We start from the raw sequence: 22,809 nt of genomic DNA, 5'->3' as shown, positions 1-22,809 counted from the left end.
ACATGTATAGAATAAATAAAATAATAGAGAGGCGATTAAAAAATTATTGTTTTCATTTTTATGCTTATGCTTATTAGAATAAGTGCATGCACAGCGGGTGTTAAATTTTGAAACTGCTACTACAGCACAACCCAAAGATTTTGTGTTTATTAGTGGTACAGGCGGTCAGGTAACTTTTATTAAAACCCCGGCTACCACTAATTATACGCCCTTTTTAGCACATGCGGGTTTAAGTTATGGAATTTCAAAAAATTTAGATATTGGTTGCAGGCTTTGTACTGTTCCCATACCATGGTTAATAGTAGGCCCAACTTTAGGAAGTGCTATAGATGCAAAACTGCGATTAACCAATATTACTGCGCCCTACCAAATAGCTGTAATTGCCGGCGGGGGTTATGCTTATTTGAAAATATTGGATAACAATAAATCTGCTTGGTCGCCCGGGGTGGCCATTTCTATCACCCGACAATTGAATAGTAGTACTTCCATCACATTTAATAGCAGACTTTTGCAAACAGTTATACCAAGTGCATTGGGCGGTAAAGATAATAATTATGTTAGCATATTTGGCGGGAGTATCGGATTGTCTAGTAACCTGAATTCAGTAATTGGTATAATTCCTGAAATTGGCATTTTTAACTTGAGCGGAAAAATCAATAACGTGGAAAGTAATGGCATTGGAATTCAGGCAGGTGTAGTATTGAAAGTAGATTTTAAAAAAGCCGCGTTTGTTAAATAGTATGATAATATATAGGTATTATATGAAACGTAGTACAATCATTGTAGTTGGATAGAAAATACTATACTATTTTAACTTTGCATGTTTTGTTATATTAAAATTTCGTGAAATATTAAATCCGAAATAAATATCTCCATTCGCCCAACTTCCTGCAGTTCGGGTAATATAGTAAGGTTCTGTCATTCCCTGCGAGTTGGAGAAGACTAGTTGAAATACATGCCCGCCTGTTTCTATTTCCCAGGCAAAAGAAAGAGAATTATATACAGTCATCGATACTATTTGATTAGGTGGAAGATAATTGTATTCGCTTGTAATACTCATTCTATTGGTAAGTTTTACGCGCCCTCCAATACCGATTGCAAAGATATTATTGGCATCCTGAGCTGTAGGCACTAGATTGTAGTGGAGGAAAGTGGGCACTATTTGTAATGAGTATTTTTTAAATTTTCTTGCAACTAAAAATTGTGCTGTATATACTGTACGGTAGCTGGCATCTAAATATGGTTTATCTGGGTAACGTTGGGTATAATTCGATACTCCCAAAAGTATATCTGCTGTTACCGGAATTTTATTGCTGCCATCAGTCTGTCTTACAAATTTATATTTTACATAACCATCAAAAGCTTTATCTAATGAAGTTCTGCCAACACCCACCGAAAGAAGATCCGTAATACCATAGTCAAAACCAAGACGTAATGTTGCATTATCCAATCCAAATAAATTATAAGCCCCACTGTTTAATGCGCCAAACCTATGCATAATAAGAAAATACATAGCACCTTTTGCAGGCGATTCAACCGTTTGCATATTTACAATATGGTTGCCCTTAAATGTTCCGGTAACATAGGTGGTTTTAGCATGTGCAGCTACCGAATCGTTTAACATAGATAGAAACGAGGAATCCTGCGCTTGTATGTTTTTACAAATGCCTACTAAAAAAATAAACAGGAAAATTTTTCTTGTTCGCATATTATTTTTATTTTGTTGTACAGGTAATATCTACTATTACATTCATTTTTTCTTCAATTTTATTGCGTACAATCGAAGGAATACTGATACCATAATCTTCAGGTTTTATATAAAATTGTGCATGTCCCAAAAGTTTACCCGCTTTAACCTGTAGGGTTGCGGGTGTTTGTATATTGTGGGTTATTCCATGAATAGTTAGATTACCATTTACATTAATTGGATAAACCCCTTCCTTTGAAACATCAACCGTACCAGAGAATTTACCAATAAAATTGGCTTTAGGAAATTTATCTGTTTCCGCATAATTTTCGTTGAAGTGTTCCTGCATCAATTCTTTTGTGAATAGAAAGCTTTTCATCAATAAAACAAATGCAATGTCTTTATTATGTGTATCAATGGCGGCATATACCTGATTATTTTCAGCTCTTATATCTTCAAACGGTGTTTTGGAATAAAAACCAATAAATCCTGTTCTAGTAAGATATATCTGGCTATATCCTAAGAAAAAAAACAGGTTTAAACAGACCCATAATAATATTTTTTTCATATCACCATTTTTAAAAATTAATTATTTTTTGTACCCTGATTTATCCATGCTTTTATTTTGTTAATATCGCAGTCAGATAATTTGCCTCCATCGTAAGGCATCGGCACATATCCGGGTGCATGTGTTATGTTCCCAACCAAATAACCATTATCAGCCCATTTTTTTAAATTAAAATAGCCTTCAAGAATAATGCCACCACTGCCCCCATTTGTTACTGCTCCATGGCAACGATAACAGTTGGCATTAAGTATGGCAACAATAGTAGTGCTATATTGCACATTGATGGTATCGCAGGAAAGTGTTGAGGGAGATAAAAGCTGGTCTTCACTTTGTTTGGTACAACTTTCAAAGAATAAAAGAGATGATAGCAGAAGGGCTAAAAAAAATATTATTTTATTTTTCATTTTGTTATGTTTTAGAATACATTTTTTGCTCTTATTTTTCTATAATACAATCAACTAAATTTACATCCATTAAATAGCCTGCACATCTTCCTTTGATAAGTATCACTGATCCAATTTTAGGAGGCTCTATTTGTTTTTTTTTCGGGAAATACATACTGCAATTAATACCACTTAATGTATTTCCGGCAGCAAGATGCACACTAAAAGAACTATCGCTTAGCTCAACATCGTCTACTATACCACTCAGTTCAATTACTTTTCCTGAAAATTTTTTATCACCTTCACCTTCATTTTCAGAATATAGATGATAAAAGTTAACTGCTGAAGTAGTTATTACAGGTTTGCTTTTTTCTACACCCTGGTGTGGTTTATTGTATAAATACCAGGCATATATTAAAGAACATAAAATGATAACAATGATGAGAATGTATACATGTTTATGTTTATTTATGCTTATTCTCATTATAATTTAATTTTATTGGTTAGACGAGAGCAAAATATTTCATGGTTTATTTTGAAAAAAAATTATCGTCTTTCTTCTTTATTTATGCCTGTTTTTTATTTTTTTCAATAATTTAAACTGCGTTATTGTTATCGCAGGGGGTTAATTATAATATTACATACGTAATATTTTAGAAAAAGGTTGTTTAGCTCATTTAAAAAATAAACGTTTTTGGAATATCATATGGTCTATTACTGTTTTGAAAAGCTTTGCATCCAGTTTTTAAAAAAGCTCTCTGATTAGCGGGTAAAATGGGAAAAAACTACAAAAATTTCATTTTTGTAATCAAAAGTGTTTTTTGAATAGTAAGTAAGCTTTAAATCCGCTTTTATTATAATTGTAAGCAAAACAATTTTACAGTATTAAATTGCTGTTGTCATTAATTTATTAATAAAATTATCAGGGGGATATTAAAATGTTGCAACGCGCAATAAATTGTTCAGTAAATGAAATTATTTTCCCAATTTCTTGCTAAAAAGAGTAAATTTATAATTAGGTAAATATGAGTTCCTAATATTAATTACCCATTGAACAATGAAACAAATGGAGCGCCGGTCATTATTTTCCATGACAGCTATGCTGTTTAGTATATATATTTTTGGTCAACAGACTGTTAATAGAACTGTGTTAAGGACAAATCAGGAAAGTATAAAACAATACATTTGTGAACTGGCACAATATGGTAAAGATAGTCTGGGTAGAGGTAACCGTGTAGCTTTCAGTAAAGGCGATATAGAAGGACGGGCTTATATAAGCAAACTGATGAAAAAAAACGGTTTGGATGTGCATATTGATGCTGCTGGTAATATTATTGGCAGCAGAGCTGGACAAGATATGTCATTATTGCCCATCGTCATGGGTTCTCATACCGATATGGTACCACTAGGTGGTAATTACGATGGAGCAGTAGGTGTAATTAGTGCCATTGAAGTGATGCAGGTATTGCAGGAACATCATGTTGTTACCCGACACCCCTTGCAGGTAATTGATTTTACGGATGAGGAAGGAGGGGTAGTAGGCAGTCATGCTATAGCAGGTAATCTCAACAAATCAGCACTACATGAAATAAGTTCCAGTGGATTAACCATTGCTGAAGGTATTCGTGCTGTTGGAGGTAATCCAGACAAGCTTGCAGATGCAATAAAGCCTAAAGGGAGTTTTGCAGCTTATTTGGAGCTGCACATTGAGCAAGGAGCTTTTCTGGAAAATGAAAAAAAGGACATTGGTATAGTAGAGGGAATTGTAGGTATTGAAGAATGGGAAGTAACTATCAACGGATTTGCTAACCATGCAGGTACTACACCAATGCTACACCGACAGGATGCTTTACTGGCAGCAGCAAAGTTAATTGTGTCTATCAATGATATCGTGAAAGGCATACCAGGTAGACAAGTGTGCAATGTAGGCAAAATAGCTGTGGAACCTGGTGCCACAAATGTAATTCCCGGTAAAGTTGTATTTAGCCTTGAATTACGAGACCTTGATGAAAAAAAAATTTGGAATATGTTTAAAGCAATTGAACTTCGCGCAGATAGTATTGCAACCCAAACGGCTACTACTATTAGTTTTAAAAACCTACACATGTCATCTAAACCGGCTTTGATGAACCGTAAAATTCAAGATATCATTAAAACTTCCACTACACAATTAGGATATTCTTATAAAGTTATGCCCAGTGGAGCCGGGCACGATGCACAGGAAATGGCATTATTGGCACCAGCCGGAATGATTTTTATCCCAAGTGTGGGAGGTATTAGCCATTCACCCAAAGAATATTCCACACCTGAAGCAATTTATAAAGGAGCCAATGTACTATTACAAAGCATATTACAATTAGACCGACAATAGAAAGTAAATATACTTTATGCTAAAATTACATTTATTATTTGTGCTTAAATCTTGAAGATGCTCACAAATATTTCTACTAAGTTATCACTGCTTCGAATGAATTCAATATGGAAGTATAGTTTAATAACATTATTGGTATGTTTTGCATGGGAGCCAAATTATGCCCAATCGACCCATCACTTACTTTTAATAAAGCATTTGAATGGTAATTTTTATATTTTTACTACTTATGGTAACATAAATGGTATGCCATATCCTTCCAATGGTATGTATGTAGTAACCAATAACGGAGTAGTATTGTTGGATACGCCGTGGGATACTACGCAGTTTCAACCTTTGTTAGATAGTATTCAAGCCCGCCACCATCAAAATGTAGTGCTCTGCATTGCCACCCATTTTCACAGCGATCGTACCGCTGGTTTACCTTATTATGCAACAAAGGGAATTGCCACATACAGTTCAACAGCAACGCAAAATTTATGCAGGGAAAAAAATGAAGGGATAGCCCAATATGTTTTTACAAAAGATACTGTTTTTAGTGTTGGGAATGTTCAGTTCCAAACATTTTATCCGGGCGAAGGGCATAGTAGTGATAATATTGTGGTTTGGTTTCCCAACGATAAAATATTATATGGTGGATGTTTCATAAAGAGTAAGGAAACAAATGATATAGGTAATCTGTCAGATGCCAATGTACCTGCCTGGCGTGTGGCAATTCAACAAACCATTCAGAAATTTGCGCAGGCGGCTTATGTTATACCTGGACATTTAGATGGATATGGAGTTAATAATTTGGCGCATACAGCAAAATTGGTAGATGATTATCTGAAAAAAAATCAATAACCTTTATCTGATAAACAGGGCAGTATTTTCCCCTTTATCAAAAGGTACTGCTTAATTTCAAGGTTTAAAGACACGCCATGCTTAAACAATTAGTATTGCTTTTATATACCTGCCTGCATTTTGTTGTTGCCTTACAAGCACAGGTGCATTCTGTATTTCATGAATTACCAATTGCATTGCATACTCCTGCCGGTACTATTGAAGGAACCTTATCGCTGCCTGAAAGTACTGCCCCCATGCCCGTGGCACTCATTATTGCCGGTTCGGGCCCTACCGATCGTAATGGCAATAATCCTTCCATGCAAAACCAGAGTTTAAAAATGCTGGCTGATAGTTTGGCTACACATGGCATTGCCTCTGTGCGGTTCGATAAACGCGGTATTGGTGCCAGTGCAGCCGCATTAAAAAGTGAGTCTGACATTCGGTTTACTGATTATGTACAAGATGCCATTGCCTGGTTGCAATTATTGCACAGGGATAAAAGATTTAATTCAATCATTGTTATTGGGCATAGCGAAGGTTCTTTAATTGGTATGTTAGCCTCAAAACATAGCGCTGATGCATTTGTGTCGATAGCCGGTGCAGGTAAATCTGCCGGTACATTATTGAAAGAACAGTTGGCTAAACAGCCGGAAGTAATACGTAATTGGATATATGCTGATATTGATACATTAGAAATGGGTAAAACCTTACAATACGTTAACCCCTTATTGTATAACCTGTTTAGGCCTTCTATTCAGCCTTATTTAATATCCTGGTTTCGGTATAATCCTACCACTGTTATACAACAGCTAAGCAATTTGCCTGTATGTATTATTCAGGGCATGAATGATATTCAGGTGAGTGAAGCAGATGCACAATTATTGGCAAAGGCGAGTACGAAAGCAAAATTGGTGATGATTCCCCATATGAATCATATTTTTAAAATGGTTACAGGTGATAGAAATGCCAATATAGATACCTATAATAATCCGCAATTACCCATCAGCGCACAATTGGTTGAAGCCATTGTAACATTTATTGATGGATTGCATTAAGCCATGAAAGGCACAATGTTTTTAATGCAGCACAATGGTGCTTTCCATATTTTCTAAGGCAACACCTTTTGTTTCGGGCATCATTTTCCACACGTACAACAATTGTAACACCATCATAAAAGCAAAGAAACCAAAAATAAGGGTGCCCGATACTGTTGCTGCGAAAAAGGGAAATACTTGTGCTACCAATGCCGCAAATGTCCAATGCGTTAAACAGCCAAATGAAGTACCACTGGCGCGAATGGCATTGGGAAAAAGTTCTGATAAAAATACCCAAATAACAGCCCCCTGCCCAACTGCATGTGCCGCAATAAATAGAAATACATAATATACAATCATGCTGTGATTGGCGCTATTGAAAGCAATCGCAATTAATGATAAAGAAACAATATATCCGAAAGAGCCAATAAACATAAGCGTTCGGCGGCCAAATTTATCAATCAGCGACCAACCAATAATGGTAAAAATTAAATTCACCACACCAATGCCTACTGTTGAAAATAAAGCGGCGCTGCGGCCAATGCCGGCCATTTCAAATACTTTGGGTGCAAAATAAATAATGGCATTAATGCCCGAGAGCTGGTTAAAAAATGCAATCAAAAAAGCGAGTATTAACAAACGTGTATTTTTTTTCTGGAAAAGTTTTTCTTTACTAGAACTTACTGAATTTTTAATGCGTTCAATTAAATGGTCGGTCGTATCTTCTGTTAAAGCCAATACTTTCCTGGCTGCTGCATCATCTTTTTTATACAATACCAGCCAACGGGGTGTTTCAGGGGTAAATAGCATCAGTATGGAAAATGCAGCTGAAGGAATGGCAACTACACCCAGCATCCAGCGCCAGTCGTTTTTTCCATCAAAGCCCTGTAGTAAATAATTTGAAAAATAGGCTAGTAAAATACCAGCCACTACATTCAACTGAAAAGAAATAACCATGCGTCCCCGATATTTGGCGGGTGCTATTTCAGAAATATAAACCGGTGCTACTACTGATGAGGCTCCAATACTAAGTCCGCTGATAAAACGAAAGAGCATAAACGCATATACGTTAGTAGAAACTGCAGCACCTAACGAGGTAATTAAAAATAAAATACCAATCCAAAACAAAGATTTTTTTCGGCCTATTTTATTAGCAGGAATATTACCCAGCGCCGCTCCAAATGCGGTACCATACAATGCCATGGCAATAGCCGTTCCATGCATCCAGTTGCTAAGTTGCCAGAGTTGTTGAATTGCCTGCTCGGCTCCCGATATAACGGCTACATCCATACCAAACAATAAGCCGCCTAAACCAACGGTAACAGACCATAAAATTAATTTTTTATTCATAAAATTTTATTAATCATTTATTTATTGTGTGTAACTGAAATTTATTTTTTTATACATCAAAAAATATATTATATAAATTATAAATATTTTTAATGAAAGTACAAAAGCAATGTGTTTAGCGCTTAAAGTGGTTGAAGCTATTGGTGGGTATAAATAAAAGGCAATCAATCGGTTCAACATGTAATAAAATTTAAAAGAAGTAATCCTTTTAACAAATATTATAACATACCGAATGTAATGAAGTGAAACTATATAAAAAAATATTTTAAGGAGCCATTCGTTTTAATACTTTTACTTCAATAATATATATTTATATTTTAGTAAAATTGAAAATATTATAGTTAACTTAGTCGGTAAAACCGCGAGAAGGTAATGATGTGAAAATTAGGTGCATATTAATGACTCTGAAATTTTTTTCATTATAATCAGTGGAGAAATTTAAGTTATTTAATTTCATTTACCAGCCAATATATTCAGGTGGTTTAATGTTATTTAACCTAAGATAAACAAGTAATTCGGCTCTGTGGTGTGTTTGATGATCTTCTATTAAATTAAGGAATTGGATTTTATTTAATTGGGTACCTGACCAATCAAATTTTTTCATTAAACTGGCTGTATCCAAATGTTTAAATGATGTTATACCATATTCATAGGCTTTTTTTACGAAGTTTATAGTCTGGCCTTTATTCATTTCTTCTGCTACCAGGTTGTTCGAAAATGAGGGTAAATTTGGTTGTTCATTTAAATACTTTGTGCAAAGCCAAATTATATTTTTACCCAAATGAATTAGTTGTTGTTTAAAAGACATTTCGGTACTTACCGGCCTGAAATTATACAAAGAATCGGGCATTTCAGACGCCACTTCGAGTGTGTATTTCTCGGAATTTATAAATTTGTTTATATGTGCTTGTATAAGCGCATTGTTATTTTGTGCTTCACAAAAGAAGGGCACTAAAATAATGGTAATTAGTGTAGTAAACATTCGCATAGCCTATTATATTTATTATTTTTTTAAAAATTAAATATGGGTTGTAAAAATATTTATATTTTCGAAAGGGGTTAATTGAAATTGATTAGAATAAAGGTATGGATAAATATAAAATAACGGCATCTCTTTAAATGCAAAAATTTTTATTTGTTCAATGGTTTGTGTAATATTTTTTTAATTATTATAATATCCTTTTTAATATGATTTAGTAAAAAAATTATAAAACCAAATAATTATGTTAGCACCAGTGAAAAAATTGATTTTTTTATTTTGTTTTCAATGTATCATTATTCCTTATATTTTGGCTCAAAAAAAGATTGATATAAAAAATATGCCTGTTCGTGTAGTAGTGGCAGGAATCAGTCATGGGCATGTTGCATGGATTTTAAATAATATACACCGGAAAGATGTTAATGTAATTGGTATCTATGAACCAGATCTGCAATTAATTAAACAAACCATTCAACAGTATCATTTAGATAGCAGTTTATTTTATACTCATCTGGGTTTAGCTCTTGATAAGTTGAAACCAGAGGCGGTTCTGGCTTATGGTTCTATCCATGATCATTTAAAAGTAGTGCAAGCCTGTGCTCCCAGGGGGATACATGTAATGCTTGAAAAGCCATTAGCAACCAATTATAAGGATGCAGTTGCAATGCAAAAATTAGCACAACAATTTCACATACTTCTTTTAACCAATTATGAAACATCCTGGTATCCTTCCACTGAAAAAACATTTGAATTATTGAAGGACAGTAATTATGTTGGGCATATCAGGAAAGTTGTCTTTCATGACGGGCATCAGGGACCGAAAGAAATAGGCGTGCCGAAAGCATTCTTTAAGTGGTTAACCGACCCTGTTGAAAACGGAGGTGGCGCAATTATTGATTTTGGATGTTATGGTGCAAACTTGATTACCCGGATAATGCATGGTGCACAACCCATTTCCATACAGGCAGTTACCCGTCAATTTAAACCTGATATTTATCCAAAGGTTGATGATGATGCAACTATCATCATTAATTATCCAACAACACAGGCCATTATTATGGCCTCTTGGAATTGGCCTTTTAGTCGAAAAGATATGGAAGTATATGGGGATACGGGGTATATCATTTCGGTAAATGCTGAAAAAATGCGTTTCCGCAAAAATGAACAGGAGGAAAAAGAAAAAATTATTACAGCAAACGATATTCAGGTGTTTACTAACCCCTATGCATATCTATATGCCGTACTTAGAAAAAATATTACCATTGCGCCTTATGGTTTATATTCTTTAGAAAATAATTTGATGGTCGTTAAAATTCTGGATAAAGCCAGAGAATCTGCTAAATTGGGGCGAACTGTGCTTTATTAAACCGTTCATCATTCAGTTAATTATTGCAGCAAACGCATTTTCGTGCGATAATGATAGGTATACCTCGATGAACTTTATTAAAAAAAGTGCTCGAAATCCTTTCAATTGTTTCAAAAATGTTTAAGACAATTAGTATAAAATTATTCTGATGATGGTTCTTGGTTTTCAAATTTTTTTTGAAGTATACCAGTTCATTTTACACTATTTTATTGGCTGATCAATAATGTTATCGATAATAATAATTAAAGTAAATGAATTAGAAGATTTTTGATTTGGAAACCATGTATATTGGTTAACTTACAGATGATTGTAATTATTAAAGAAATGAACTTAATTATCTAATATGTCTTCTTCAAAAACTAAAGTAGTGTTATCATTATTTTCTATAATGTTATTCGTGTTTACTTATGCCCAACAGAAAGGAACGGCAAAAAATCCTTTTATACTGAACCCTACCGATTCAACAGTTGTATGGGGAAGTTACTGGTCTGAAATGCCACCGGTTTTACACATCCATTCTGGCGATTATGTAAGAGTACGAACTGTACTAACATCTAATCCAGAACATCTTATCAAGGCTGGGGTACCTGCTAATCAAATAGAAAAGCAATTAATTGCTGTACAGGCTGTAAAAGATCGTGGGCCAGGCGGGCATGTATTGACAGGGCCTGTATTTATAGAAGAAGCAGCGCCTGGCGATGTATTAGAGGTACATATTGACAGCATTGATTTGCCCATTGATTATGGCTACAATGGTATAGGGCAAGGTGGTTTTTTGTCGGATGAAATATTTGACCGTAAAACAAAAATTATTCATTTAGACCGTGAGAAAATGTTAGGTCATTTTGCCGATGGAATTGAAATTCCATTACATCCCTTTTTTGGTAGTATGGGTGTTGCGCCACCTAAAAAAGCGGGTAGATGGAATAGTGCCCCACCTTGGATCCACGGCGGAAATTTAGATAACAAAGAGCTTGTAACGGGCACTTCACTTTATTTGCCGGTTTTCGTTAAAGGCGCTTTATTTGAGATTGGAGACGGCCACGCAGCCCAGGGTGATGGTGAAGTAGATATTACGGCAATTGAAACTTCTCTCATCGGTAAGTTGCATTTTATAGTGCACAAGGGCAAAAGTCTACAATGGCCCAGAGCTGAATCTGCCACACATATAATTACAATGGGCTTTGACCGTGATTTAAATGCTGCCACTCATATTGCAGTTCGACAAATGATTGATTATTTAATGCAAACAAAAAAACTTTCAGAGGCAGATGCCTATATGCTATGCAGTGTGGCTGCTGATGTAGTTATAACAGAACTTGTTGATGGTAATGTTGGGGTGCATGTGATGTTGCCAAAATACATTTTTGTTTCACATTAAAACTTTTGTTGCATAAGATAGATACTTTTTATAAAATTACCATAACTGCATGCTTGTATTTAAATTATTATCTGAAGTTTCAATATAGGTATTGTTATTAGAGGTTCCGGTAAGTTATTTATTTTTCAACTTCAAATTTTTTAGATGGTACCAGAATTCCTTCGGAAGTTGGATGGTCAGGTGGCCGCATTAAGTTTGGAACAGAGTCGAATGGAGGTTTTCGAAATTGTGTGGTGTCTAATTGCATATTCAAAAGTTGCAATGGCTTGGCCTTAGAGGAAGTAGATGGCGGAGAAATGAATAACATTATTGTAGATAATATTGTAATGGAAAATGTTCGGCATTACCCTATTTATATTACATTGGGAAGCAGAAACAGAGGGCCGTTAGCAACGACTAAAGAGGGGAGCGTAAAAAATATTTATATCAGTAATATACGTGTACTGAATGCCGATTCTTTAAGTGGTATACAAATCACCGGTGTGCCGGATTATGCCATTCAAAATATTCAATTGAGGCATATTACGGTACAATACCAAGGTGGTGGTACAAAGGCTGATGGTTTGCGTTCGTTTCCTGAATTAGCCAAAGGTTATCCTGAACCATTTTTGCTCGGAAAAACGCCGGCTTACGGCTTGTTTGTTCGGCATGTGCAGGATTTAACATTGAGTGATATACAATTTGAAACAATCGAAAATGATGAAAGGCCTGTAATGTATTGTAATGATGTAAATGGGATTGAAATAGACGAATTGAAAGCACCGGTAGCCAGGGGTATACCTGCTGCTGTTTTACATAACGTAAAAAATATTGAAATAAGGCATGCACCCTTATTTCAAAGTGTTGTGGCTGATTAGTGTTTGATAGGTGAAAGTTATTCTGTTCGTTTATTTGTATTCATACTGTAGGTTTCCCATCTTTAAATCCGGCTTTTTTATGTGAACCATCGCAAAAGGGTTTATTACCCGATTGACCGCATCTGCAAAATGCCGTTACTTTATTCTTTCTTGTTTCATGGCCAAAGGCATCTGTAATCCATACATTTCCATACACCAATAAGGGTCCGTCAGGTACTGCTTCCAATTTCGTTTCAGCTTTTATTTCAACCGAGCTTTCATCTTCTGCAATATTATTGTAATAAGATAAAGCGCCTGACGGGCATTGGTTTACCTGCTGTATTAATTGTGCAGTAGTGGCTGCCTGTATATTAATCCATGGTTTCAGATCAGTATTAAAAACAAGTGGTAATCCGCGTACACAAATGCCTGAATGAATGCATACGCCCGGCTTCCAGACAATGGTTATTTCACCATTAGTATATTTTTTTGTCATTGTTCCTTTATTCATAGCGTATGGTTTAGCGTTGTATGAATATGTGTGCTTCCCGATAAAATTTTATGGATAGGACAACGATTGGCAATATACAGCAAGCGTTCCTCCTGTTCTTTTGTTAAAGTTCCAGTGAATTGAATGGTTCTTTCTATTTGCGTACCTTTTTCCGGTTCGGCTTCTGTTGTAATATTCACTTGTACCCGAATACAGTTTAACGGCCATTCTTTTCTGTCGGCATACATTCTAAGTGTAATGGCAGTGCAGGTTGCCAAACTGGATAATAGTAACTCATGTGGATTCATTCCTTTTTGAGTGCCACCTACATCCAAATGCTCATCGGCAATAAATATTCCTGATGGCGTTTCTAATGTAGTGCTGTATTTTTCCCGATGTATGGTAGCTGTAATTTGCATGGGTGTGAATTGGTATTTATGTGAATTGGTATTTAAATGTACTAATCTAACTTCAGATCAATTCAAAACAGGGTGTTCCTTTTCCTGTTTTTCGCACTTTTTTAAACCTTCCGCTGAAAGTATTGATTTACTGGATTGACTTTTGAAGGTGGGTGTTACAGAGCAGAAAAAGGAGAGTACTTTTTTTCTGCTATTGTTTTCATCATACTTCACTCCGCCGGAGTGATGACAAACTTTTTTTGGAGAAGGTTATCCCTACAAAGCCCCTCAGGGGCAACGGTATGTTGAAGCGTTAATATGGAGGCGAATTTAAAACAAGCTAATTGTTTTCGCAAAAAATCAAAATAGGTTTTATATGGCTTAATACAATTGCTCATCATAAGGCAAGGGGTCTACCGTTAGAGGCTCCTTATTTTGTATAAAAGGATTGCGGTAGGCTACATAAGCCGATAAGCTGCACATTAATATCAATAAAGATAAACCTTTTGAAAGTCCTGCTTTCTCTGATATAAATCCAATTACCGATGGCCCGGTTAAAAATCCTACCAATCCGCCTGTAGTTACCATCGCAAAGCCCTCCACAGTTGTTACGCCGGGTATATTGGCCGATGCCCTGAATAAAATAGGCACAATACAACAACTGCCTAAGCCCACCATCACATAACCTATAATTGCTATTAAAGCTACCGGAGCGGTTACTACTACTAAAAATCCGGTTGCTGCCAACATAGCACCATATACAACCATATTTTTACTGCCTAATTTGGTAATCAATGTATCGCCATTTAGTCTGCCAAAAGTCATGGCAACCGAAAAACCGGCATAACCCAAACTGAGCAATGCTTTGGGTGCATGCAATACTTCTTTAAAATAAATGGCACTCCAGTCGGCTACACAACCTTCCGCCATAAAACTCACCATGCAAATAAATGAAATACCCAATATGGTTAAGGAAGGTAATTTTACTTCTGAACGGGAATGAATGATATCAGTATTGCTGAGCAATTGTGCTTTGTTGGAAAGAATCACCGTAACAATGAATAATACCACCAGCACAATTTGAATGCCGGGTGGTACATGCACCAAAAATAGCAAGGCCGCAATACCGGCGCTTACCGCCCCGCCTAAACTATACATACCATGACAGGTACTCATGAATAAGCGGTTGTATTTTTTCTCTAATAAATTCACCGTGGCATTGCTTGATACGCCATTTAAAAAACTGGTTAACCCATAACAATACAGGCATATCCAAAACATGGTTCTGTTCACCGAATTAATTTGCGCAATCATAATACAGGCCATGGTAATATAGCCACCTACCATCCACTTGCCCACTGGTATTTTACTGAAAATACGGGTAGAAATCAGCATGCCGGTGATGGCTCCTAAAGGCGATAACAACAAAGAAAGCCCGAGGCTGCCATCACTAAAACCCATACGGGCTTTAATGCCGGGAATGGAAGCTACCCAAATTCCAAAAATTAAACTGGAGGTGGCAAATAAAAAACCCACTGCCAGTACTGGTTTGGTTTTAATAAAAGCAAGTATATTTTTTAACATAAAGGTTTGCTGACTGGCCTGTTCAGCTACAGGATTGTTGCAGCAAATTAATACATTTTATGTCGCATTTTGAATGCTATTATTTATTTTGATATTGGTTAAGTTTCCTGCCATACTATGGTGGCAGCTATACCAATATCCTGTTACCTTCTTTACCATTCTCTGATTTTGTGCAGCAATATCGGCCTGTTGATAGCAAAATATGCAGGTATGCTTCATGCATACAAATTGTGTTTCATAGGTCATTTGCAATGATGAATGGCAGTACTGTTTTCGGAACGATTGTATTAACTTGCCATTCTTGGTATTGTTTGTATTCAATTCATAAAAGTATGTCGTACATCACACATTTACAAAAAGACAAGAAACTGGCTACCGTTATCCGGCATCATGAACCTTTTTGTTTGCAGCCGCGTAAGCCGGTGTATCTGCAATTGTGTAATGCCATTATTGGCCAGCAACTGTCGGTAAAAGTGGCGGCTGTTATAAAAAGCAGATTTCTGGCATTATATCCATCTATTCCTACCCCCGCCGATATTGCACAAACGCCTTATGAACAATTAAGAAGCATTGGTTTATCGCATGCCAAAGCCAATTATGTACATAACGTAGCCCAATTTGCGTTAATAAATGGTATGGAGCAAAAACAATTGAGTAAAATGAGTGATGGGGAAGTGATTGATTATCTTACCCAAATAAAAGGCGTAGGGCGTTGGACAGTAGAAATGTTACTCATGTTTACTTTAGGAAGAGAAGACGTATTTTCTGCAGATGATTTGGGTATTCAACAAGCTATGCAAGCCATTTATCAACTTCCGGCAATGGACAAAAAAGCACGGCGTGAAAAATTAGAAAAAATTGCCAGAAAATGGCGCCCTTATCGCACTTATGCCTGCTTACATTTATGGCATTGGAAGGATAACCCACCGCACTTTAATTGAGAAACATGCATTATACCAATCGGCAGGGAATTTCCAAGTCTTCCGATAAATAATAAATGGCGCAAAGCCGGTGGTATCCATCGGCAATGATTAATTTTTGCTCACCACGTATCAACAAAATTGGGGAAAGTTTTTTTCCCTTTTTTACTTTTTTGATATTTTCATTCACGTGCAAATTATCGGCAGGTAATAATGGTAATTGTGCGGCTCGCAAAATGTCTTTTGCTTTTTTGCGAATGGTTTTGGCTTTTTGAAGCTGAGCAGCATATTGTTTGGCTTCAGGTAAAGGAAATAATAATTCCAGATAGTCTATCGCTGCCGGAAAATCGTGTGTTTCGGGTTCGGGTAACCAGTATTTAGCCATGTTTGTTTTATTTTCAATAATAACGTTGAAGTTAAAGCATTTCTGATGTGGGTACACAAAAAACCGGTAAACTGTAATACAGGGTTACCGGTTTGGAAACAGATAACAGATTCGTTTATGGATTTGTGCTGTTAATGAAATCTGCAATATCTTTCTTAAAAGTAACCAATGATGCAGGGTGCACATACATCATGTGTCCGGCATCAAAATATTTCATACTGATATTTTTTTGAATAGCGGGTTCTAATCCCAAATGATCCATGGTGTATTCTGTACCATAAAAAGGCGTAGCCAAATCATAATACCCATTGAATACCAAAACTTTCAAATTGGGATTCTTGCTCATGGCATTGGCCAAATCTGGTGCGGTAGAAGGCGGGTAAACTCCTTCGCCCCAAAGGCCGCCTTTGCGCTGCCAATCCCATTTAAATCCTTCTGCATTATAAGCAGAAATATGGTAATACATGGTTTTATTCACCTTCAGCTCATTGTACAGGTAATTTAAAAAAGTAGCGGTATATGCCGGTGTAATGGCTGTGCTTTGTGGGTCAAATCTTGCATTTTCGGCTAATAAATTTTGATTAATACCGGTAAAGCGACTATCTAACCTGCCCACCGTAAGGTGCTGATCACGCAATAATTCCTGTGTAAACTGTGGCTCCGTTACCCTCAGGTTGGCTTTTAAAAGATAGTCCTTACTCAACCCGGTATAAGCGGCTAATTTTTCAGCCACGGCATTTTTAGTGGCTGCATCTATTTTATCGCCCAGCATCAATACAGTGGTATAGGCACCTTTGGCATAGTTGGTAACCTCTTCCAAAAAAGCGGGCAAATTAGCGGGCTGATTGGGTAATTTATGATGGAAATAAGCAGTGGCTGCATAAGTGGGTAAATACATTACATAAGAAATATCATCGCCCGGACCAAAAGTTAGCTGGCGCAGATCTAAAACGGAAGATACCAATATCACACCATTAACGGCAATGCCTAACCGTTCCTGCAGGTAATTTACCACACCAGCCGAACGCATGGTACCATAACTTTCGCCTAATAAATATTTGGGCGAATTCCAACGGTCGTTTTCTGTAATGTATTCTTTAATGAAATTACTGATAGAGCGCAGATCTTGATCCACACCCCAAAAATCTTTGTTTTGTGCTTTGCCAATGGCATGGCTAAAGCCCGTACCAATGGGGTCAATCATCACAATATCGGTTACATCTAAAATAGAGTTCTGGTTGTCTTCTACCTTATAAGGCGGTGGCGTTGGGGCTGCTAAATCGTTAACAACAACACGGCGTGGGCCTAAGGCACCCATGTGCAACCAAAGAGAAGATGAGCCAGGGCCGCCATTATAGCCAAACAAAACCGGTCGTTTACTCAAATCACTCACGCCATCTTTGGTATAGGCCACAAACCCAAAGCTGGCAATGGGTTCGCCCTTTTCATTGTTTAAGATAAGGGTACCGGCTGTGGCGGTATAATTCACTGTTTTGCCGGCAATTACAATACTGTGGTGTGTAATGGCTACTACCGGTTTTGCAGAAGTAGTATCATTCAATGGCTTGGGAGACGGGGGTGGTGTTGGTTGCCCCAATAGTTGTACAAATAGTGCAAATAATGCAATATGCAATAGGTACATTTTTTTCATATATAATTGATTGATGGTTTCATAAATACAAGTATTGGGGGCATTGCATTTTTAATCTTCCTTTTCTAACAAATACCAAATATTGCCTAAGTTAATAAAAATAAGCATTTCCCTATAGCGTAGCAAGCTCAAAAACAGGTTATTGTGCTATATTCAGTTCATTTAATACGTTTTTAATGCGCAGGGTAAGTGAGTCTTCATCGGTATAACCTCTTGCCAACAGATAAAATTTAGAATCCGATGCCTGCAGCAATACGGCCGGGAATCCCGTTACCTGTAATTGTTTGCAGAGCGCAAATTCGTAATAAGCTTTTTCTTTATATAATTCACTGTGCAATTTTTCGTAAAACATATCAATGGGCAAATGGTATTTGTGAAGCAGGTGTCGATATGCTTCATCATCTGTTAAATCCCTCCCTTCATAGTGTAAAGCATATTGCAAATCACTTGCAAAAGCCAATTGTTGATCCGGGAAATATTCTTTAAAAATACAGAGTGCAATGGCCGGTTTCTCAGAGTGCGAAAACCAGTCGCTCAGCTCCGGATGAAAAATATGCCAGAGATAATCTTCGCCAAAGCGAATACCCGTTGTTTTTTCAACAGTAGTATAAGCCTGTTGAATATATTGTGCAGTTGCGGCAATGGGGGTGGGCTGTTCGGGCAATACCATGCCACCGCTGAGCACTTCAACGGAAAAATATTCAGAAAACTGAGCGGTTATTTTTTTTAAAACCGGACTAAAACCATAGCACCAGCCGCAATAGGCATCATAACAATAAATGAGAATAGGTTGCATAAGCGATAAGCTACAATTGGGCAATATTGCTGCTGCAAGTTAGCAGGAAATTGTTACACAAATACTCATGGATGGTAAAGCATATAGCACAATACTTTTCCTGTTGATTTAAATACGCAAAGGAATGTACCCGCTTTGCGGGCTGCGCAGCGGTTTGTTGGTATTGACTGCATTAAAATGGTGCATCCGGTTTAAGCCAATAGCGGCAGGCATTGCCGTTGTGGTAGCAGGAAAAAACAGTTGCAGCAAATATGGCACTGGCAATCGTTGAAGCCATTTTCAGCCATTTGCTGTATTGGCGTTGTGGGCAAAAGCTGAATCAGTAAAAAAGCGTTTTTTATTGATTGAAGTTTTACTACGCACCAATTGCCGGCCGTACCATATAAAAGGAAGAAACAGTTGCCATAGTATATTGATTTTTTGTGTTTTCAATATACAACATTTGTGAGGTGGTTTCCAAATTTTTTTGCCGGTATTTTCTGCAAAATGTTACCGTAAAAACCGCAGATAAAACACCCGACATGGTTCATCCAATCACCATCCATCTCCCGGTTTACAGCGTTGCGTAACGCTGTTGTATCGAAGCAGTATCGAAAAAGGGTGGGGGCGGGTATATACCAATAGTGGTGAATGGGATGGGGCGGTTTGGGTTGATGCTACTCAGGTTTGTGAAATAGTAAACATGCGAATCTGTATTTTGGTAAGTGAATAGAGTGAATGAGTGAGCAGGATAAATACATTTTAATTATTTTATATAATAATTGGTAGGTGTTTTGTATATTTGAGAGATAACTGCCATTAATCTGACACAACCCAAGATGAGGAAAAGACGAGTTTGGTCAATTCAACATGAACTTTTAGAGAAAGCTAAGGAAAGCGCTTTAGCTGCTGTAAAAGTATTTAATGATCCACTTATAAAGTTTAAATCAGAGAGTTTTACAGTTTTAATGATAATTGCATGGACTTACCTGCTTCATTCCTATTATCGTTCAAAACGAATAGAATATAGGTATCATGAAGTTAAGAACAAGCGTAAAAAATTTGACAGGACAAAGCGAGGTTCATATAAGTTTTGGGAGTTGGAAAGATGTTTGAATGACAAAGCTTACCCAATCGACAATGATGCAAAAAATAATCTCAAATTTTTGATTGGTCTGAGGCATGAAATTGAACATCATATGACCCTCAACCTTGATGATTTTATTAGTGGACGTTATCAAGCTTGCATATTAAACTTTAATAAATACTTAACGTGTTGTGCTATTAAAATCTGTTTTCGTTTGAAACTCATTGCCTAATGGTGTTTCAGTAAACTCTTTATAACTAATGGCTGTTGAGCCAAGTTTATTGAAACATATGCTCAGTAAGTTTTTCAGAGCTTAATGGCACAACGCGTTAAATACTTAATAAAACTTTTTGGAAAAGTCAACTCTCTTGAACAATACTTATCATATTCGTTACAATTTTTGGAACTTTCAAAGCATAGGTTTACCTGTGCTTTTTTTGCAAATGGTATAATAAATAAGCACGCAATAATGATAAGCTAATAGTCAGTATTAATGGTTGTAAAAATTTTTGCTTATTTTTAAGGGTATAGGTTCATTTTGAGTTTTGCAAACATGTTGAATAATACATCCTCAATATTTTTTTAATATTGTTATATATAATAATGTTTAATATGTGAGTATATGGATATTCTTAAAAAATTGCCTTTCCAAACTGTTGAGAATTTTATCATTCGCGTAGGGGCAATAGAACATGGATGGATGGATATTACCATTGCAACCCCTGAAAAGCAATTCAGTTATTTAGCAAGCTATAGCACTGACCCATTGAATGATTTATTAAATGCTACTGTACTTTTATTAACAGATAAACCATTTCATATAAGAGGTAATTGGTATTTAAATGAAAAAGCTATTGTTATTCACGATTTGGAAGGTTCAATTATTTTATGGCTGATTATTAATTCAAATGGAATCTTTACAATCCTTATCTGGGAAGATATCAATCAGGAAATGATAGAGGATTTATGTCATTATAATTTTGAAAGTGCCATCTACCAAAAATTTGAATTTGAAGAACCACCTGATCTTTCAAAAAAATTATTATTTGCCTTAAATGTTTCGGCTATTTTTTTTGCGAAAACATTAAAAAATATTCTTGATGATTTAAAAGAAAGGGTTGAACAAAATAATTACGAAGACAACTGGGGATATGAATATTCTGAAGAAAATTATACAAAGCTCATCAATTGGTTGGCAACTCATTCATAAATTATACTGTTGTTCTGATACACTATTTTATTTTCAATCTTAGATTTTATTTTCAAAACAATATTTTTAATTGTGAATAAGTTTAAGATAGGGGAAACATGTTATTGAATATCATCGCAAATTCGTGAACCTTTGTATAAAATAAAAACATGAAAACAAAATTAGCTGCTGTTTTACTTGCAACAACTTTCCTGTCTTGTGGCGGAAATAGGAACCAGGCCGCAGAAAATAAAACTCCCCTTGCAATGGCAGGAACCTGGCAACTGATTACCGGTACTGTGATTCAGAAAAATGATACGGTAGTAACAGATTATACCAAAAATATTTCTTTCATTAAAATTATCAACAATACCCATTTTGCTTTTTTGCAACATGATTTGAACAAAGGAAAAGACTCAGTCGCTGTTTTTGTTGCCGGCGGAGGAAAGTATTCACTGAACGATAGTGTATATACCGAACATTTAGAATATTGCAGTGACAGAAACTGGGAGGGCAATGATTTTACTTTTACGGTTACCATGCACCAGGATACACTTATTCAAAAAGGAATAGAGAAGGTAGATAATGCTGGTGTAAACAGAATTAATATTGAAAAGTATGTTCGGGTAAAATAATCATTGCACAGCCACTAATTTTTATTTTTAGCCACGAATAACGCAAATGAACACGAATTGAAAGGAAATATATTCGTGTATTCGTGGCAATCAAACTTCGCTACAACCAAAATATTCATAGCAATGCAATCATTCGTGGCATCTATACCTTAAATTTGAAGAGAAAAAAGTTATGCCTTCAAAAATAGTGCTGGTAACCGGCGCAGCGGGTAATCTGGGAAAAGCAGTGGCACAAAAATTTGCCGACAATCAATATCAGGTATATGGCTTTGTACACAAAAAACAGGGCAATGATAATGATACAGTGCCTCAAAATCCTTTTATACAAGTGGAATTAGATTTATTAAATGAAGCCGCCTGTAGTGCGATGGTGCAAAATATTACAGAAAGTAGTGGAAGTATTGATGTGGCTGTTTTAACTGCCGGCGGTTTTGCAATGGGAAATATTGCTGTAACCGATACAAAAGCCATTCAGGCCCAGATGCAGTTGAATTTTGAAACAGCTTATAACATAGCAAGGCCGGTTTTTTTGCAAATGATGCAACAAAAACAGGGACGTATGTTTTTAACAGGTTCAAAAGCCGGTTTAAATACTACCCATGCAAAAGGCGTAACGGCCTATGGTTTATCCAAGTCGTTGCTTTTTCGATTGGCTGAAATTATGAATACAGAGGCAAAAGGAACCAACGTAGTTGTTGCTGTAATTGTACCAACGGTTATCGATACGCCGCAAAACAGGGCCGATATGCCGGATGCCGATTTTTCTACATGGACAAAGCCTGAAACTATTGCCCATATTATTTATGATGATGCCCATAAAGCCATTGCTAATGTAAATGAACGGGTGATTATCATATAACTGTATTAAAGCTATCAAAATCTGCAGGCATATTTATTCATTCCTAAGATGCTAAA

General features: G+C 36.2%; 26 protein-coding genes. 12 read left to right on the top strand and 14 right to left on the bottom strand.

Annotation, left to right across the window (positions count from 1 at the left end):
• Positions 1 to 82: 82 nt before the first annotated feature.
• On the top strand, positions 83 to 739 hold the full coding sequence (locus tag AC3QLY_RS01990; protein WP_492990429.1) for a hypothetical protein: 657 nt from the start codon (positions 83 to 85) through the stop codon (positions 737 to 739).
• A gap of 66 nt (positions 740 to 805) precedes the next feature.
• Here AC3QLY_RS01990 and AC3QLY_RS01985 read toward each other — a convergent pair whose 3' ends face one another.
• From AC3QLY_RS01985 to AC3QLY_RS01970, 4 genes are read right to left on the bottom strand one after another with little or no spacing between them, the layout of a single operon-like run.
• Positions 806 to 1,708 (bottom strand): DUF5777 family beta-barrel protein, encoded by a 903-nt coding sequence (locus AC3QLY_RS01985; RefSeq protein ID WP_287101528.1) that lies wholly within the window; start codon positions 1,706 to 1,708, stop codon positions 806 to 808.
• Between the two features lie 7 nt (positions 1,709 to 1,715).
• A complete protein-coding gene (locus tag AC3QLY_RS01980) occupies positions 1,716 to 2,255 on the bottom strand; it encodes a YceI family protein (RefSeq protein WP_074420593.1) in 540 nt (179 codons plus the stop codon).
• 17 nt (positions 2,256 to 2,272) lie between these two features.
• Positions 2,273 to 2,659 carry a c-type cytochrome gene (locus AC3QLY_RS01975; protein ID WP_074420594.1) on the bottom strand — a complete coding sequence of 129 codons (387 nt, stop codon included), beginning with the start codon at positions 2,657 to 2,659 and terminating at the stop codon, positions 2,273 to 2,275.
• Positions 2,660 to 2,690: 31 nt separating this feature from the next.
• Entirely contained in the window at positions 2,691 to 3,122 is a 432-nt protein-coding gene (locus tag AC3QLY_RS01970; protein ID WP_074420595.1) for an OB-fold protein, read from the bottom strand.
• A gap of 573 nt (positions 3,123 to 3,695) precedes the next feature.
• Here AC3QLY_RS01970 and AC3QLY_RS01965 point away from each other — a divergent pair.
• The 3 genes from AC3QLY_RS01965 (at position 3,696) to AC3QLY_RS01955 (ending at position 6,889) form a co-directional block, all read left to right on the top strand.
• A complete protein-coding gene (locus AC3QLY_RS01965) occupies positions 3,696 to 5,009 on the top strand; it encodes a Zn-dependent hydrolase (protein WP_287101531.1) in 1,314 nt (437 codons plus the stop codon).
• Positions 5,010 to 5,105: 96 nt separating this feature from the next.
• Positions 5,106 to 5,852, top strand: a complete 747-nt coding sequence (gene bla, locus AC3QLY_RS01960; RefSeq protein ID WP_179855954.1) for a BlaB/IND/MUS family subclass B1 metallo-beta-lactamase — start codon at positions 5,106 to 5,108, stop codon at positions 5,850 to 5,852.
• Positions 5,853 to 5,929: 77 nt separating this feature from the next.
• Positions 5,930 to 6,889, top strand: coding sequence for an alpha/beta hydrolase family protein (locus tag AC3QLY_RS01955; RefSeq protein WP_074420048.1), 960 nt, complete (start codon positions 5,930 to 5,932; stop codon positions 6,887 to 6,889).
• A 21-nt stretch (positions 6,890 to 6,910) separates the two neighbouring features.
• On the opposite strand, the gene AC3QLY_RS01950 is transcribed toward AC3QLY_RS01955, so the two are convergent.
• Together AC3QLY_RS01950 and AC3QLY_RS01945 are read right to left on the bottom strand one after the other, a co-directional pair.
• The gene (locus AC3QLY_RS01950) at positions 6,911 to 8,218 is read right to left on the bottom strand and encodes a sugar porter family MFS transporter (protein ID WP_074420049.1); all 1,308 of its coding nucleotides are present in this window, start codon (positions 8,216 to 8,218) and stop codon (positions 6,911 to 6,913) included.
• A gap of 457 nt (positions 8,219 to 8,675) precedes the next feature.
• Entirely contained in the window at positions 8,676 to 9,206 is a 531-nt protein-coding gene (locus AC3QLY_RS01945; RefSeq protein WP_492990425.1) for a DinB family protein, read from the bottom strand.
• 235 nt (positions 9,207 to 9,441) lie between these two features.
• On the opposite strand from AC3QLY_RS01945, the gene AC3QLY_RS01940 reads away from it, so the two are divergent.
• Both AC3QLY_RS01940 and AC3QLY_RS01935 read left to right on the top strand, forming a co-directional pair.
• On the top strand, positions 9,442 to 10,563 hold the full coding sequence (locus AC3QLY_RS01940) for a Gfo/Idh/MocA family protein (RefSeq protein ID WP_492990423.1): 1,122 nt from the start codon (positions 9,442 to 9,444) through the stop codon (positions 10,561 to 10,563).
• A 343-nt stretch (positions 10,564 to 10,906) separates the two neighbouring features.
• Positions 10,907 to 11,944 (top strand): acetamidase/formamidase family protein, encoded by a 1,038-nt coding sequence (locus tag AC3QLY_RS01935; protein WP_218331627.1) that lies wholly within the window; start codon positions 10,907 to 10,909, stop codon positions 11,942 to 11,944.
• Between the two features lie 118 nt (positions 11,945 to 12,062).
• On the opposite strand, the gene AC3QLY_RS01930 is transcribed toward AC3QLY_RS01935, so the two are convergent.
• Positions 12,063 to 12,191, bottom strand: coding sequence for a hypothetical protein (locus AC3QLY_RS01930; protein ID WP_262900187.1), 129 nt, complete (start codon positions 12,189 to 12,191; stop codon positions 12,063 to 12,065).
• Between the two features lie 19 nt (positions 12,192 to 12,210).
• Here AC3QLY_RS01930 and AC3QLY_RS01925 point away from each other — a divergent pair, with 19 nt between their 5' ends.
• A complete protein-coding gene (locus AC3QLY_RS01925) occupies positions 12,211 to 12,801 on the top strand; it encodes a hypothetical protein (RefSeq protein ID WP_074420052.1) in 591 nt (196 codons plus the stop codon).
• Positions 12,802 to 12,841: 40 nt separating this feature from the next.
• Here the strand turns inward: AC3QLY_RS01925 and AC3QLY_RS01920 are convergent, their stop codons facing one another.
• From AC3QLY_RS01920 to AC3QLY_RS01905, 4 genes are all read right to left on the bottom strand, one after another.
• Positions 12,842 to 13,291, bottom strand: a complete 450-nt coding sequence (locus tag AC3QLY_RS01920; RefSeq protein ID WP_074420053.1) for a (4Fe-4S)-binding protein — start codon at positions 13,289 to 13,291, stop codon at positions 12,842 to 12,844.
• A complete protein-coding gene (locus AC3QLY_RS01915; protein WP_074420054.1) occupies positions 13,288 to 13,689 on the bottom strand; it encodes an OsmC family protein in 402 nt (133 codons plus the stop codon). The genes AC3QLY_RS01920 and AC3QLY_RS01915 overlap by 4 nt, the downstream gene beginning before the upstream one ends.
• Before the next feature lie 360 nt (positions 13,690 to 14,049).
• Complete coding sequence (locus AC3QLY_RS01910) at positions 14,050 to 15,252, bottom strand: MFS transporter (protein WP_074420055.1); 1,203 nt, start codon at positions 15,250 to 15,252, stop codon at positions 14,050 to 14,052.
• Positions 15,253 to 15,309: 57 nt separating this feature from the next.
• Positions 15,310 to 15,471, bottom strand: a complete 162-nt coding sequence (locus tag AC3QLY_RS01905) for a hypothetical protein (RefSeq protein ID WP_179853748.1) — start codon at positions 15,469 to 15,471, stop codon at positions 15,310 to 15,312.
• 113 nt (positions 15,472 to 15,584) lie between these two features.
• On the opposite strand from AC3QLY_RS01905, the gene AC3QLY_RS01900 reads away from it, so the two are divergent.
• A complete protein-coding gene (locus AC3QLY_RS01900; protein ID WP_074420075.1) occupies positions 15,585 to 16,193 on the top strand; it encodes a DNA-3-methyladenine glycosylase family protein in 609 nt (202 codons plus the stop codon).
• A 10-nt stretch (positions 16,194 to 16,203) separates the two neighbouring features.
• Here the strand turns inward: AC3QLY_RS01900 and AC3QLY_RS01895 are convergent, their stop codons facing one another.
• The 3 genes from AC3QLY_RS01895 to AC3QLY_RS01885 form a co-directional block, all read right to left on the bottom strand.
• A complete protein-coding gene (locus AC3QLY_RS01895) occupies positions 16,204 to 16,557 on the bottom strand; it encodes a hypothetical protein (protein WP_074420057.1) in 354 nt (117 codons plus the stop codon).
• Positions 16,558 to 16,672: 115 nt separating this feature from the next.
• Entirely contained in the window at positions 16,673 to 18,208 is a 1,536-nt protein-coding gene (locus AC3QLY_RS01890) for a S10 family peptidase (RefSeq protein WP_074420058.1), read from the bottom strand.
• A 139-nt stretch (positions 18,209 to 18,347) separates the two neighbouring features.
• Positions 18,348 to 19,004: a DsbA family protein gene (locus AC3QLY_RS01885; RefSeq protein WP_074420059.1), complete on the bottom strand. Its 657-nt coding sequence runs from the start codon at positions 19,002 to 19,004 to the stop codon at positions 18,348 to 18,350.
• A gap of 818 nt (positions 19,005 to 19,822) precedes the next feature.
• Between AC3QLY_RS01885 and AC3QLY_RS01880 the strand changes: the two genes are divergently transcribed.
• From AC3QLY_RS01880 to AC3QLY_RS01865, 4 genes are all read left to right on the top strand, one after another.
• Positions 19,823 to 20,302, top strand: a complete 480-nt coding sequence (locus tag AC3QLY_RS01880) for a DUF3644 domain-containing protein (protein ID WP_074420060.1) — start codon at positions 19,823 to 19,825, stop codon at positions 20,300 to 20,302.
• 390 nt (positions 20,303 to 20,692) lie between these two features.
• On the top strand, positions 20,693 to 21,280 hold the full coding sequence (locus AC3QLY_RS01875) for a hypothetical protein (RefSeq protein ID WP_074420061.1): 588 nt from the start codon (positions 20,693 to 20,695) through the stop codon (positions 21,278 to 21,280).
• A 149-nt stretch (positions 21,281 to 21,429) separates the two neighbouring features.
• The gene (locus tag AC3QLY_RS01870) at positions 21,430 to 21,894 is read left to right on the top strand and encodes a lipocalin-like domain-containing protein (protein WP_074420062.1); all 465 of its coding nucleotides are present in this window, start codon (positions 21,430 to 21,432) and stop codon (positions 21,892 to 21,894) included.
• Positions 21,895 to 22,066: 172 nt separating this feature from the next.
• Positions 22,067 to 22,753, top strand: a complete 687-nt coding sequence (locus AC3QLY_RS01865) for an SDR family NAD(P)-dependent oxidoreductase (RefSeq protein ID WP_074420063.1) — start codon at positions 22,067 to 22,069, stop codon at positions 22,751 to 22,753.
• The last annotated feature ends 56 nt before the right edge of the window (positions 22,754 to 22,809 follow it).

The sequence above is a fragment of the Hydrotalea sp. GW822-HT8A01 genome (assembly GCF_058798575.1).
Note: the sequence above shows the minus strand (reverse complement) of the source record. Positions and strands in the feature narration are given on the sequence as shown.

Bases quoted from the DNA above. Each gene is read 5' to 3' on its own strand.
- AC3QLY_RS01985 (WP_287101528.1), bottom strand. From the start codon at position 1,708: ATGCGAACAAGAAAAATTTTCCTGTTTATTTTTTTAGTAGGCATTTGT.
- AC3QLY_RS01980 (WP_074420593.1), bottom strand. From the start codon at position 2,255: ATGAAAAAAATATTATTATGGGTCTGTTTAAACCTGTTTTTTTTCTTA.
- AC3QLY_RS01975 (WP_074420594.1), bottom strand. From the start codon at position 2,659: ATGAAAAATAAAATAATATTTTTTTTAGCCCTTCTGCTATCATCTCTT.
- AC3QLY_RS01970 (WP_074420595.1), bottom strand. From the start codon at position 3,122: ATGAGAATAAGCATAAATAAACATAAACATGTATACATTCTCATCATT.
- AC3QLY_RS01965 (WP_287101531.1), top strand. From the start codon at position 3,696: ATGAAACAAATGGAGCGCCGGTCATTATTTTCCATGACAGCTATGCTG.
- bla (WP_179855954.1), top strand. From the start codon at position 5,106: ATGAATTCAATATGGAAGTATAGTTTAATAACATTATTGGTATGTTTT.
- AC3QLY_RS01955 (WP_074420048.1), top strand. From the start codon at position 5,930: ATGCTTAAACAATTAGTATTGCTTTTATATACCTGCCTGCATTTTGTT.
- AC3QLY_RS01950 (WP_074420049.1), bottom strand. From the start codon at position 8,218: ATGAATAAAAAATTAATTTTATGGTCTGTTACCGTTGGTTTAGGCGGC.
- AC3QLY_RS01945 (WP_492990425.1), bottom strand. From the start codon at position 9,206: ATGCGAATGTTTACTACACTAATTACCATTATTTTAGTGCCCTTCTTT.
- AC3QLY_RS01940 (WP_492990423.1), top strand. From the start codon at position 9,442: ATGTTAGCACCAGTGAAAAAATTGATTTTTTTATTTTGTTTTCAATGT.
- AC3QLY_RS01935 (WP_218331627.1), top strand. From the start codon at position 10,907: ATGTCTTCTTCAAAAACTAAAGTAGTGTTATCATTATTTTCTATAATG.
- AC3QLY_RS01930 (WP_262900187.1), bottom strand. From the start codon at position 12,191: ATGCAATTAGACACCACACAATTTCGAAAACCTCCATTCGACTCTGTT.
- AC3QLY_RS01920 (WP_074420053.1), bottom strand. From the start codon at position 13,291: ATGAATAAAGGAACAATGACAAAAAAATATACTAATGGTGAAATAACC.
- AC3QLY_RS01915 (WP_074420054.1), bottom strand. From the start codon at position 13,689: ATGCAAATTACAGCTACCATACATCGGGAAAAATACAGCACTACATTA.
- AC3QLY_RS01910 (WP_074420055.1), bottom strand. From the start codon at position 15,252: ATGTTAAAAAATATACTTGCTTTTATTAAAACCAAACCAGTACTGGCA.
- AC3QLY_RS01905 (WP_179853748.1), bottom strand. From the start codon at position 15,471: ATGAAGCATACCTGCATATTTTGCTATCAACAGGCCGATATTGCTGCA.
- AC3QLY_RS01900 (WP_074420075.1), top strand. From the start codon at position 15,585: ATGTCGTACATCACACATTTACAAAAAGACAAGAAACTGGCTACCGTT.
- AC3QLY_RS01895 (WP_074420057.1), bottom strand. From the start codon at position 16,557: ATGGCTAAATACTGGTTACCCGAACCCGAAACACACGATTTTCCGGCA.
- AC3QLY_RS01890 (WP_074420058.1), bottom strand. From the start codon at position 18,208: ATGAAAAAAATGTACCTATTGCATATTGCATTATTTGCACTATTTGTA.
- AC3QLY_RS01885 (WP_074420059.1), bottom strand. From the start codon at position 19,004: ATGCAACCTATTCTCATTTATTGTTATGATGCCTATTGCGGCTGGTGC.
- AC3QLY_RS01880 (WP_074420060.1), top strand. From the start codon at position 19,823: ATGAGGAAAAGACGAGTTTGGTCAATTCAACATGAACTTTTAGAGAAA.
- AC3QLY_RS01875 (WP_074420061.1), top strand. From the start codon at position 20,693: ATGGATATTCTTAAAAAATTGCCTTTCCAAACTGTTGAGAATTTTATC.
- AC3QLY_RS01870 (WP_074420062.1), top strand. From the start codon at position 21,430: ATGAAAACAAAATTAGCTGCTGTTTTACTTGCAACAACTTTCCTGTCT.
- AC3QLY_RS01865 (WP_074420063.1), top strand. From the start codon at position 22,067: ATGCCTTCAAAAATAGTGCTGGTAACCGGCGCAGCGGGTAATCTGGGA.